Origin of the sequence: Novilysobacter antarcticus (assembly GCF_019802285.1) — a bacterium.
In the GTDB taxonomy this organism is placed as follows: Bacteria; Pseudomonadota; Gammaproteobacteria; order Xanthomonadales; family Xanthomonadaceae; genus Novilysobacter; species Novilysobacter antarcticus.
In genome coordinates, this window is record NZ_JAIEUJ010000001.1 from 16,432 (window position 1) to 28,920 (window position 12,489).

Consider the following 12,489-nt stretch of genomic DNA (forward strand, 5'->3'; position numbering starts at 1 on the left):
ATTGCCTGCATGACTTCTTTCGAGCCTGTCTGTAGCACCTCCACCCCCCAGATCGTGGATCCGGCGACCTTGCCGGACTACATGCTTGACCTGGAGCGGGCGGCAAAATACCTGGATGAGTCCCAGCGGGCGCAGTTGCGCCTGGCCTGGTCGGTGGGGGCGGCGGCGCACTCGGGGCAGACGCGCAGCTCCGGCGAGCCCTACATCACCCATCCGGTGGCGGTCGCCCGCATCCTGGCCGAGCAGGGCCTGGACGTGGAGACGCTGCTGGCAGCGATCCTGCACGACACCATCGAGGACACGTCGCTTGGATGGGACGACATCGCCTCCCAGTTTGGTCCCACGGTGGCCGAGCTCGTGGATGGCGTGACCAAGCTGGACAAGCTGCAGTTCCGTGATCGCCAGGAGGCGAACGCGGAAAGCTTCCGCAAGATGTTGCTGGCGATGTCGCGCGACCTGCGGGTGATCCTGATCAAGCTCGCCGACCGCCTGCACAACATGCGCACGCTGGGAGCGAAGGATCCGCAGTCGCGCCAGCGCATTGCCCGCGAAACGCTGGATATCTATGCGCCCATCGCCCAGCGCCTGGGCATGAACCAGATCAAAAGCGAATTGCAGGATCTGGGTTTCCGCGCGCTGCACCCGTACCGCCATGCGGTGCTGGAAAAGCGCATCCGTGCCGAGCCGATGGTGCGCCGTGAAGCGCTGGTGCAGATCGAGGCCAACCTCGCCCAGCGACTGGCCAAGGAGCAGCTGCCGCACCGCCTGATCAGCCGCGTGAAGTCGCCGTGGAGCATCTACACCAAGATGCGCGCGGAGGGGAAGAGCTTTGCCCAGGTGATGGATGTGTTTGGGTATCGGATCGTGCTGCGCACGGTCGCCGACTGCTATCACGCGCTTGGCGTCGTCCATTCGGTCTACAAACCGCTGGACGCCCGGTTCCGCGATTTCATCGCCATCCCCAAGGCCAACGGTTACCAGTCCCTGCACACCGTGCTGTTCGGCCCCTACGGTTCGCCGATCGAGGTCCAGCTGCGAACCGAAGAGATGGACCTGGTGGCCGAGAAGGGCGTGGCCGCCCATTGGACCTACAAGGACGGCGGACAAGCACCCAACAGTGCGCAGAACCGTGCCTACAACTGGATCAGCGGACTGGTCGAGTCCCAGCACGCCACCGGCTCGTCGCTGGAGTTTCTCGAGAACGTCAAGATCGACCTCTTCCCGGACGAGGTCTACCTGTTCTCGCCCAAGGGCGACATCCTGTCGCTGCCGCGCAATGCCATCGCCCTGGATTTCGCCTACGCCGTCCACACCGACGTCGGCAACCAGGCCGTGGCGGCCCGGGTCGACGGCAAGCTGGTGCCGCTCCGCACGCGCCTGTCCAACGGCGAGCGGGTGGAGATCATCACCGCCAAGTCGTCCACGCCCAAGCCGCAGTGGCTGGAATACGTCGTCTCCAGCAAGGCGCGCACCGCGATCCGCCACCAGCTCAAGCAGATGGGCCACGAAGACGCCGTGCAGCTCGGGCACCGGATGCTGGACCGGGCGTTGGAAGCCTTGGGCAGCTCGCTGGAGCGGGTCCCGGCCGCACGTCTGGACAGCTATCTGCAGGAGGGCCGTCATCCGCGCCTGGAAGCCCTGCTGGCCGACATTGCCCTGGGCAACAAGATGCCCAGCCAGGTGGCCTACGCACTGGCCAGTGCCCCGGGCGAGGATGCGGCGCCCGCGCCGGCACACACCTCGATGACGCAGGAGAAGATCCTCATCACCGGCAGCGAGCGCGGCGTGATCAGTTTCGCCAACTGCTGCATGCCGCTGCCCGGGGACGACATCATGGGTTACCACACCGCCGGCAAGGGGATCGTGGTGCACCGCAAGGAGTGCCCCAACGTCGCCGAGTACCGCAAATCACCGGACCGCTGGATATCGATCGGTTGGGACCATACCGTCAGCGGCGACTTCAGCGCGGCGCTGCGGATCGAGGTCGACAACCGCCCGGGTGCGCTGGCACAGGTGGCGGCAGCCGTGGCCGACGCCAAATCCAACATCGACCGGGTGGAGTACCTGGAGCGCGACATCAACGTGGCGGTGCTGCGTTTCTCGATCGAAGTGAAGGATCGGCGCCACTTGGCCAACGTGATCCGCAAGGTGCGACGGCTCAGCGTGGTGCTCGGCGTGCAGCGGATCTGAGCCGGCGCTTCTACAATGCCGGCTGACACCTGTGATTCTGGAGCCCGCATGTCCCGTACCCCGATCCATACCGATAACGCCCCGGCGGCGATCGGCCCGTATTCCCAGGCCGTCCGCATGGGTCAGACCGTGTTCCTGTCCGGCCAGATCCCGCTGGATCCCGCGACTGGTGAACTCATCGACGGTGACGTGGCCGCGCAGGCCCGACAGTCGTTCGACAACCTCAAGGCGGTCTGTGAAGCGGCCGGCGGATCGTTGGCGCAGGTCGCCCGGCTCGGGCTTTACCTCACCAACCTGGCTGACTTTGCCGATGTGAACGCGGTGATGGCCGAGTACTTCCAGGCCCCGTACCCGGCGCGTTCGACCATCGAGGTCTCCGGCCTTCCCAAGGGCGCGGCATTCGAGGTCGACGCGATCCTCGTCCTTGGCTAGAGCGACTCGTCGTACTCCGGTATTGGCGGCGGCGGGGGAGACCCCGCTGACCGCATTGGCCGGCTGCGGGCCGCGAATGGCGGAAAAGCTCGCGGCGCGTGACCTGCACACCCTGCAGGATCTGTGGTTCCAGTTGCCGCGGCAATACGAGGACCGCACCCGCCTGACCCCGATCGGCGACCTGCGGCCGGGTGTTGCCGCGCAGATCGAGGGTCGTGTCCTTGCCGTCGAGCGCGGTTTCCGCGGCCGCCCGGTCCTGCGGGTCGCGATCACCGATGATTCCGCGTCGACTCTGGTGGTGCGGTTTTTCCACTTTCGCGCCGCGCAGGTGGCGCAGTTCGAGGTTGGCGCGCTGTTGCGCTGTTATGGGACGCCGCGTCCCGGTCAGCATGGCCTGGAGATCGTGCATCCCAGCTACCAGGTGCTCGGCACCGCTGGGGGCGATGCGCTGGGCGATGCGCTCGATCCCGTGTATCCGACCGTGGAAGGGATCGGCCCGGTCACGCTCCGCCGGCTGATCGGTCTGGCCCTGGACCGTTTGCCCGACAGCGAGACGCTGGAGTTGCTGGCCGACGCCGGTGATCTGCCGCCGCTGCGCGAAGCGTTGTTGACCGTGCATCGCCCCCCGCGCGACGCCGACGTCACTGCCTTGCTGGCCGGCACCCATCCGGCCCAACGCCGGCTGGCACTGGAAGAGCTGCTGGCCCACCATCTCAGCCTGCGCCGGCAGCGAATCGCCCAGCAGGCACATCGCGCGCCGGAACTGCTCGATCAGAGCCTTGCCACGACGATGCGGAGTCAGCTGCCTTACCGGTTGACCGGCGCCCAGCAACGCGTCTTTGCGGAGATATGCACCGATCTGGCCCGGTCGTCGCCGATGCTGCGCCTGGTGCAGGGCGATGTGGGCTCCGGCAAGACCGTCGTTGCCGCGTTGGCCGCACTGGTCGCGGTGGCCAGCGGCCGCCAGGTGGCCCTGATGGCGCCCACCGAGCTGCTTGCCGAGCAGCACCTGGCCAACTTTCGCGAGTGGCTGGCGCCGCTGGATGTTCCGTTGGTCTGGCTGGCCGGCAAGGTCACCGGCAAGGCGAGGCAGCAGGCGCTGGCGGACGTGGCCTCCGGCGCCGCCCGGGTGGTGGTCGGGACCCACGCGGTGATGCAGGAGAGCGTCGTTTTCAACGACCTGGCGCTGGCGATCATCGACGAGCAGCACCGGTTCGGTGTTCACCAGCGGCTGGCCCTGCGCGACAAGGGCGACAAGGGCGCCACGGGCGGTGCCAACGCGGGCATGGTTCCGCACCAACTGGTCATGACCGCCACGCCCATCCCGCGCACACTGGCGATGTCCGCCTATGCGGACCTGGACGTGTCGTCGATCGACGAGCTTCCGCCCGGGCGGACCCCGGTGCAGACCGTCGTGCTGGCCAGTGAGCGCCGCCCGGAGCTGGTCGAGCGGATCCGCGCCGCCTGCGCGCAGGGTCGGCAGGCCTACTGGGTATGCACCCTGATCGATGAACCCGATGAGGACGCAAAACCCGGCGCCGTGATGAAGATCGAGGCGCAGGCCGCGCAGACCACGTTCGAGACGCTGGTCGCCGGATTGCCCGAACTGCAGGTTGGCCTGGTCCACGGGCGCATGAAGGCCGCCGAAAAGCAGGCGACGATGGCCGACTTCAAGGCGGGTCGGATCGACCTGCTGGTGGCGACGACCGTGATCGAGGTCGGCGTGGACGTTCCCAACGCGTCGCTGATGATCATCGAGAATGCCGAGCGTCTCGGCCTGGCCCAGCTGCACCAGTTGCGCGGGCGGGTAGGGCGCGGCAGCGAGGCATCCAGCTGCGTGCTGATGTACCGCTCGCCGCTGTCGATGCTGGCCCGGCAGCGTCTGGAAACCATGCGCGCCACCAACGACGGCTTCCTGATCGCCGAGAAGGACCTGGAGCTGCGTGGCCCCGGCGAGCTGCTGGGCACCCGCCAGACCGGCCTTGCCGAATTCCGCCTCGCCGACCTGGTCCGCGATGCCGACCTCCTGCCGCAGGTGCATGAGTTGGCCGAGCGGCTGTTACGCGATTCCCCCGAGGTTGCCGAGCGCATCGTGCTGCGCTGGATCGGCACCGCGGTGCGCTATGCCGGCGCATGATCCGCGCTGCCGCAGCGCGGGTTCGGGGTTATGGTGATCGGCCGCGACGCTGCCAGCCAGCGTCGCGCTGACCTGACCTGATCTGACCTGACCTGACCTGCCACGGAGATCCACGCATGCGGTCCAAGCTGATGTCTGCACTGCTGCTGTGCCTGCCGCTTTCCGCGCTCGCGGCCGCCCCGGTACCACCGGCCACCCAGCCCGAGCTGGAACAGATCGGCATTGCGCCCTCGGCCCAGCGCATCGAGACCGACATCCGCACCCTGGTGGGATTTGGCACCCGCCACACGCTGTCCGATACGACCTCCGAGACGCGCGGGATCGGCGCGGCGCGGCGCTGGATCAAGGCCGAATTCGAGCGCATCTCCGCCCAGTGCGGCGGCTGCCTTGAAGTGCGCTATGTCAGCGACGTCGTGTCCGGCGAGACCCGGATACCGGATCCGGTCGAAATCGTCAGCGTGATCGCGATCCAGCGCGGCAGCAGCGATCCCGACCGGTACGTGATCATGAGCGGCGATATCGACTCGCGCGTGTCGGACGTGATGGACGCGACCTCCGACGCGCCGGGTGCCAATGACAACGCGTCCGGTGTCGCCGGCACGCTGGAGGCGGCGCGGGTGCTGTCGAAGCACCGGTTTGCCGGTTCCATCGTTTACGCCGCGCTGGCCGGCGAGGAGCAGGGCCTTTTCGGCGGCAGGATCCTTGCCCGGCACGCGATCGACAATGGCTGGCGGATCGAGGCGGTGCTCAACAACGACATGATCGGCAACATCGTCGGGCTCAATGGCGTGATCGACAACACCACCGCGCGCGTGTTCGCCGAAGGCACGCGTTTCAACGAAACCCCGGAGCAGGCGACGGCGCGACGCTTCACCGGCGGCGAGGTGGACTCGCCCTCGCGCAACCTCGCCCGCTACATCGACCGGATGGCGGATCTCTACGTGCCCAACCTGGACGTAATGATGGTGTACCGCCTGGATCGCTTCGGGCGCGGTGGGCACCATCGTCCCTTCAGTGACATCGGTGCGCCCGCGGTGCGCGTGATGGAGGCCAACGAGCACTATGACCGCCAGCACCAGGACCTGCGCACGGAGGGCGGGGTGGTCTACGGCGATACCATCGACGGCGTCGATTTCGCCTACGCCGCAAAGCTGACCGCGCTCAACGCAGTGACCCTGGCCGGGCTGGCCGGCGCGCCGCCACCGCCGGCAGATGTCGAAATCGAGGGCGCGGTGACTGCCGACACGACCCTGCGCTGGTCACCTGTCCCCGCGGCGCAGGCACCCGACCTGGCCGGCTACAAGCTTTACTGGCGGCTGACGACCGAGCCACAGTGGACCCACAGCCGTTACGTCGGCAACGTGGGTGAAACCACCCTAAAGGACGTCGTCATCGACAACTACTTCTTCGGCGTTGCGTCCGTGTCCAGCAACGGCGCCGAGAGCCCGGTGGTGTTCCCCGGCGCCGCCGGGAGCTTTGGCGGCTACAAAGCGTCACAAGCGGGCGAGCCCCTCAAGGAGAATCGAGCCACACCATGACTGACCAACGCATCCCCCTGCTCATCGACACCGATCCCGGCGTGGATGACGCCCTCGCCCTGCTGATGGCCTTCAACGATCCCCGCCACGACGTCATCGGACTGACGATCGCGGCCGGCAATGTCGGCCTGACGCACACCGTCGCCAATGCACTGAAGATCTGTGACGTGGCGGGGGCGGATGTCCCCGTGTTTGCCGGTTGCGCAGCGCCGCTGCTGCACCCCGCAGTCGACGCAGCTTATGTGCACGGCCAGGACGGGCTGGGTGACGTCGGCCTCGCGCCATCGCCGCGCCGGGCCGAATCCGAGCATGCCGCGCTCGCGATCCTGCGCCTGTCGCACCAGCATGCGGGCAAGTTGCTGCTGGTCGCGCTCGGCCCCCTGACCAATCTGGCGGTTGCGCTCAAGCTGGATCCGACACTGCCTTCGCGGATCGGCCGGCTGGTGGTGATGGGCGGGGCGGTCACCGGTCACGGCAACATGACCGCGCATGCAGAGTTCAATATCGCCTTCGATCCTGAGGCTGCCCACATCGTGCTCTCTGCGTTCCCGCACTTCGACCTGGTTGACTGGGAGGCGACGATTTCGCACGGCCTTCCCCATGGCGAGGTGCTGCAGTGGCTGGCCGTCGACAGCCCGCGGGCAAAGTTTTTCGACGCGATTTCGCGCAAGACCCGGGAGTGGTCGGCCGATCGCCGCGGCGATGACTGGTACGCCGCCGATGCGCTCGCCATGGCCCACGCACTGGAGCCCGAAAGCGCCCTCGATGTCGCCCGGCGCGCACTGGTGGTCGAGACTGAGGGTCGCCACACGCGCGGGGCCACGGTGGTGGACTGGCGTGTTGAACAATCCGGCGCCGGCGGCAACGCGTCCATTGTGCGGGCTTACGACCGCCCACGCTTCCAGCGACGCGTGCAGGCCGCACTGGCCGCGATCTGAGTCGTGTACTTGCGCCGTCCATGCAAAGCCCGCTATTATTGTCAGCTTCCTTCCGCATAGATTGGTGAGTGCCAATGAAAGCCGGCATCCATCCCGAATACCGCGAAGTCGTGTTCCAGGACGTGACCAGCGATTTCCAGTTCCTGACCCGCTCGACCCTTGGCAGCAAGGAGTCGGTGAAGTGGGAAGACGGCAACGAGTATCCGCTGATCAAGATCGACATCTCGTCGGCCTCGCACCCGTTCTACACGGGCAAGCACAAGATCATGGATACCGGCGGCCGCGTGGACAGGTTCCGCAAGCGCTACGCCAAGTAAGTATCGGCGGCGCAACGCGCTGTATATACGGGTTTTGACAACGGCTGCCGAAAGGTGGCCGTTGTTGTTTTTGGCGTCCTGATGCAACACAACGGACCATCACTGAAGGGCGCTTTTGCGTCCATGCGCCAGGGCATTGTGCGATAATTGGGTGTTCGCCATTCGTTGCGATCCTTTGTCCCCCTCCCGTTTCGCGCGATGCGCGAACGTGCAGACATCAGGAGCATTTTGTGTCCGATACGTCGTCCAGCCTGAACGCCTCAACCGATCAGGCCACCCTCTCCGTTGGCGGCAAGGCTGTCGAGCTGCCGGTTCAGCATCCCACCTTGGGCGCTCCCTGCATCGAGATCGCCAAGGTGCCGCGCGCCACCGGCTGTTTCACGTATGACCCGGGCTTCACCGCAACCGCCAGCTGCAAGTCGGCCATCACCTACATCGATGGCGAAGAGGGCGTGCTGCTGTATCGCGGCTACCCGATTGAGCAGCTCGCGGAGAAGTCCAACTTCCTCGAAGTCGCCTATCTGCTGATCAACGGTGAGCTGCCCGACAAGGCCGGCTTTTCCGCCTTCGAGCACGACGTTACCCATCACACGATGATCCATGAGGCCTTTACCGGCTTCCTGGGCGGCTTCCGCCATGACGCCCATCCGATGGCGATGCTGGTCGGCATGCTCGGCTCGATGGCGAGCTTCTACCACAACGAACTCGATCTGGAGGATCCGGCGCAGCGCCGCCTGGCGGCCATTCGCCTGATCGCCAAGGTGCCGACGATAGCTGCTGCCTGCTACCGCCATTCGGTCGGCTGGCCGTTGAACCATCCGCGCAACAACCTCGAGTACACGACCCGCTTCCTGCACATGCTCTACGAAGTGCCGAGCGAGCCGCTGGAGCTCAACCCGATTGCTGCCAAGGCGATGGACCTGTTGTTCATCCTGCACGCCGACCACGAGCAGAACGCTTCCACCTCGACGGTGCGCCTGGTCGGCTCCACCGGTGCCAACCCCTACGCATGCGTCGCCGCCGGCGTTGCCGCCTTGTGGGGCCCCGCGCACGGCGGTGCCAACGAGGCCGTGCTGAAGATGCTCAGCGAGATCGGCCGTCCCGAGAACGTGCAGTCGGCTGTTGACCGCGCGAAGGACCGTGATTCGGGTTTCCGCCTGATGGGCTTTGGTCACCGGGTGTACAAGAACTACGATCCGCGTGCAGCCCTGGTGCGCAAGATGACCCACGAAGTGCTGGGCGAACTCGGCATCAACGACCCGCTCCTGGATGTGGCCATGAAGCTCGAAGAGGCCGCCCTGAAGGACGATTACTTCGTCGAGCGCAAGCTGTACCCCAACGTCGACTTCTACTCCGGGATCATCTACAAGGCGCTTGGTATCCCGGTGGAGATGTTCACGGTGATGTTCGCCATCGCACGTACCGCGGGCTGGGTCGCGCATTGGCTGGAACAGCAGGACGATCCGGAAAACAAGATCGGCCGTCCGCGCCAGATCTATACCGGCGCGGCCAATCGCGACTACCCCGGCGTGGACAAGCGTTGATCGGGTACTGAAATCCGCTGTCAATGGAAACCCCGCCTTGAGCGGGGTTTTTCATGCGTCTGGCCCGGTGCCGGCAGCGGTGTCCAGGGACCCGTCCTCGTCCTGCATGAGGCGACGCAATTGGGTCGCGCTGGCGCGCCGCATCGGCTGGTCGTCACCCGGTGCGAAGGGTGCTTGCCGGACCTGCAGTGACGGCAGGCCGACCAGTTCGAACGGGACGTCGCCCGCGAAGAAGCGCCAGACCGGGAATTCTCCCTCCCGGTGGGCATCCAGGCGCAAGCGGAGCAGGTCGGTGTCGGCCGGGATGTCGTGCTGTTGCAGGTGGTGGGCGAACGCGTCCGCGTCGTCGTCGTGCAGGTGCAGGGTAACCACGCTCTGCGCATCGGCGGTGCCGTCCAGGACCGGACCGGTCAGCCGTGGCTGGAAGGGCGCAAGGAATGCCATGGCTTCCAGCGCCGCCTCCCGATAGCGATACGACAGCTCCGCGGTTTCCGGTCGGAACAGGCGCTGGTAGTCCTGCAGTGCCTGCTCGATGTCCTGGTTGGCCGGCAGCAGCGCCTTGTCGAGTATCCCCATCCGTTGCGAAGCCTTCCGCCTGGCCTGCGGGTAGTCGCCGGCTTCGCCCGTGCTGATCAGCCGGGCGGCTTCGCGCGCGACACCCTCGCGGATACGCGAGTGGGCATCGCTGCGGGCGTGCGGTCGCGACCTGCTCGATTTCCCGCCGGCCTTACCGCCGGAGCGGGTGGACTTCAGGGGGCGTTTTGACACGGCCTGCCTCCCGTTGCGACGCGCCACGCGTCAGAAGATGTCGAAGGTTTCCTCGGCTGGTTCGTCCGACGAGTCATAGTAAGCGGTGTCGCTTTGCATGCGCTCCAGGTCTTCGACTTTCACCCATTCGGTCAGGCCGCCGCTTGCGCCGGGAATCAGCGTGCCGTTGGCTGACACCTGTACCTCGATCATTCCGTCGGGCGGCGTGTTCGCGCTGACGGGGCGATCCTCCAGTGCCGCACGCATGAACTCGATCCAGATCGGCAGTGCCGCCGCGCCGCCGTATTCGCCGCGGCCAAGTGGTTTGAAGTCGTCACGACCGACCCACACCGTGGTCGCAAGATCGCCGCCGAAGCCGGAGAACCAGGCGTCACGATGCTCGTTGGTGGAACCTGTCTTGCCGCCCACGTCCTCGCGCCCCAGCACCTTGGCCCGGACGCCGGTACCGCGCTGGACGACGTCGCGCATCATGGAAACCATCTGGTAGGCGACCCGGCCGTCAATTGCGCGGGGCGCAACGATCAAGTCCTCGCGCGGCGGCGCGGCTGGCTCCTCGTCGATCTCAACGTCCGCTGTCACCTTGGGCGGTGCCGAGGTGGCTGGGCCAAGATTGAACCCCCCGACCACCGTGGAAGCAGGCGCTGACGTCGCGCCGCTCGATCCGCTGGTGCCGCGGCATGTCCGGCAAGCGGTCTTCGGGTTCTCCTGGAACACCACCGCGCCATCGCGGTCGCGGACCTCTTCGATGAACCACGGATCCACCAGGAAGCCCCCATTGGCGAAGGCGGCGTAACCGCGCGCGATCGACATCGGGGTCAACGAAGCGGTGCCCAGCGACATCGACAGATTGGGCGGCAAGCTCGCCTCCTCGAAGCCGAAGTGGCTGATGTACTTGCGCGCGTAATTGACGCCGATCGTGTCCAGCAGGCGAACCGAAACCAGGTTGCGCGACCGCACCAGCGCCTCGCGCAAGCGCATCGGCCCGGAGAAGCGGCCGTCGTCGTTCTGCGGTCGCCACTCGTGTCCGCGCCGGTCCTTGAACACCACCGGTGCGTCCAGGACCACGGAAGCCGGGTTGAAGCCCTGTTCCAACGCGGCGGCGTACAGAAAGGGCTTGAAGCTGGAGCCGGGCTGGCGCCGGGCCTGGGTGGCGCGGTTGAACTTGCTGCCGGCAAAGCTGAAGCCGCCCGACAGGGCGCGCAGCGCGCCGGTGTCGGCTTCCAGCGACACCAGTGCCGCCTCGGCACGGGGCAGCTGGGTCAATTGGTACTTGGGCAATTCCACGTCGGCCGCGTTTGACCCGGTGTCTTTTTCCGATGGTTCGATGCGGTGGACCCGTACCAGGTCACCGCGTTTGAGCAACTGCGCCGGGCTGCGCCCACCCCAGCCCTGACCCTTTTCCAGGGTCACTTCGCGGCCGCTGGGCAGGACCAGGCTGGCGCCGTTGCCGGCGGTGGACAGGACGATCGCGGGAATCATGTCGGACTGCGCGGAGATGCCGCGCAGGCGGGCCTGCACGGTCGCAGCGTCCTCGTCCTCGGCCAGGTCGAAGTGTTGCTCCACGCCGTGCCAGCCGTGCCGCTTGTCGTAGATCACCAGCCCGTCGCGGACCGCCTGGTTCGCCGCCGCCTGCATCTGCGGGTCAATGGTGGTGATGACGTGATAGCCGCGGGTCAGTGCTTCGGCACCGTAGCGGGCGATCATTTCCTGCCGCACCATCTCGGCCACGAACGGCGAGTACATCTGCAGCGGCGGCTCGTGCGGGCTGGCGTGCATCGCCACCGCGCGGGCGGCAGCGGCATCGTCCGCGCTGATGAAGCCCAGCTCGGCCATGCGCTGCAACGTGTAGTCGCGGCGGATCTTCGCGCGGTCGGGGTTGCTCAACGGGTTGCCGCTGGATGGAAACTTGGGGATGCCGGCCAGCGAGGCCATCTCGTCCAGGTCCAGTTCGTTGAGCTTCTTGCCGTAATAGAACTCCGCCGCTGCGGCAACGCCATAGGCCCGGTTGCCGAAGAAGCTCTTGTTGAGATACAGCTCGAGGATCTCGTCCTTGGACAGCTCGTTTTCCATCCGCCAGGCAAGCATCATCTCCGCGATCTTGCGGGTGTAGCTGTACTCGGAGCTCAGGAAGAACTGGCGCGCGACCTGCTGGGTGATGGTCGAACCGCCTGGAACCCGCTTGTCGTCGGTTGTCGCCAGCAACCACACGGCCCGTGCAACGCCGCGGTAGTCCACGCCATTGTGTTCGTAGAATCGGCTGTCCTCGATAGCGATGAACGCCTGCTTCAGAGGCTCCGGCACATCGGCGATGTCGACCGGGTAGCGGCGCGTCTCGCCGAAGACCGCCATCAGGCGCCCATCGCGGGCATAGACGTACATGGGCTCCTGCAGCTCGACGTTGTGCAGGGACTCCACGTCGGGCAGCTTGGGCGAGATCAGGTAGTAGACGGTGGCGAGTGCCAGTACGCCGAGTACCGCCAAGCCGATCACCGCCAGCACGGCCCAGCGCAGGAAACGTCGGAAACGAAGAGGCATCGAATGAGGTCCGGGTGACGGTTTCGGCAATCGGCAAGTATAGAGGACCGTGAAGCGGGCGCTGCGTATCAAGACAAGACGCCGCGGGTC

At 66.3% G+C, this 12,489-nt stretch carries 9 protein-coding genes; 7 read left to right on the forward strand and 2 right to left on the reverse strand.

Annotation, left to right across the window (positions count from 1 at the left end):
- Nucleotides 1–9: 9 nt before the first annotated feature.
- From KZ491_RS00095 to KZ491_RS00125, 7 genes are all read left to right on the forward strand, one after another.
- On the forward strand, nucleotides 10–2,190 hold the full coding sequence (locus KZ491_RS00095) for a RelA/SpoT family protein (protein WP_222563869.1): 2,181 nt from the start codon (nucleotides 10–12) through the stop codon (nucleotides 2,188–2,190).
- Nucleotides 2,191–2,238: 48 nt separating this feature from the next.
- Nucleotides 2,239–2,622 carry a RidA family protein gene (locus KZ491_RS00100; RefSeq protein ID WP_222563870.1) on the forward strand — a complete coding sequence of 128 codons (384 nt, stop codon included), beginning with the start codon at nucleotides 2,239–2,241 and terminating at the stop codon, nucleotides 2,620–2,622.
- Nucleotides 2,615–4,759 carry an ATP-dependent DNA helicase RecG gene (gene recG, locus KZ491_RS00105; protein ID WP_222563871.1) on the forward strand — a complete coding sequence of 715 codons (2,145 nt, stop codon included), beginning with the start codon at nucleotides 2,615–2,617 and terminating at the stop codon, nucleotides 4,757–4,759. Before KZ491_RS00100 ends, recG begins: the two co-directional genes overlap by 8 nt.
- Nucleotides 4,760–4,875: 116 nt before the next feature.
- On the forward strand, nucleotides 4,876–6,297 hold the full coding sequence (locus KZ491_RS00110; RefSeq protein ID WP_222563872.1) for a M28 family metallopeptidase: 1,422 nt from the start codon (nucleotides 4,876–4,878) through the stop codon (nucleotides 6,295–6,297).
- A complete protein-coding gene (locus tag KZ491_RS00115) occupies nucleotides 6,294–7,235 on the forward strand; it encodes a nucleoside hydrolase (RefSeq protein ID WP_222563873.1) in 942 nt (313 codons plus the stop codon). The genes KZ491_RS00110 and KZ491_RS00115 overlap by 4 nt, the downstream gene beginning before the upstream one ends.
- 74 nt (nucleotides 7,236–7,309) lie before the next feature.
- Complete coding sequence (locus KZ491_RS00120; RefSeq protein ID WP_043957864.1) at nucleotides 7,310–7,552, forward strand: type B 50S ribosomal protein L31; 243 nt, start codon at nucleotides 7,310–7,312, stop codon at nucleotides 7,550–7,552.
- A gap of 251 nt (nucleotides 7,553–7,803) precedes the next feature.
- Nucleotides 7,804–9,096, forward strand: a complete 1,293-nt coding sequence (locus tag KZ491_RS00125; protein ID WP_222564654.1) for a citrate synthase — start codon at nucleotides 7,804–7,806, stop codon at nucleotides 9,094–9,096.
- A gap of 51 nt (nucleotides 9,097–9,147) precedes the next feature.
- Here the strand turns inward: KZ491_RS00125 and KZ491_RS00130 are convergent, their stop codons facing one another.
- Together KZ491_RS00130 and KZ491_RS00135 are read right to left on the reverse strand one after the other, a co-directional pair.
- Nucleotides 9,148–9,849, reverse strand: a complete 702-nt coding sequence (locus tag KZ491_RS00130) for a hypothetical protein (RefSeq protein ID WP_222564655.1) — start codon at nucleotides 9,847–9,849, stop codon at nucleotides 9,148–9,150.
- Nucleotides 9,850–9,894: 45 nt separating this feature from the next.
- Nucleotides 9,895–12,399 (reverse strand): penicillin-binding protein 1A, encoded by a 2,505-nt coding sequence (locus KZ491_RS00135; protein ID WP_222563874.1) that lies wholly within the window; start codon nucleotides 12,397–12,399, stop codon nucleotides 9,895–9,897.
- Nucleotides 12,400–12,489: the final 90 nt, after the last annotated feature.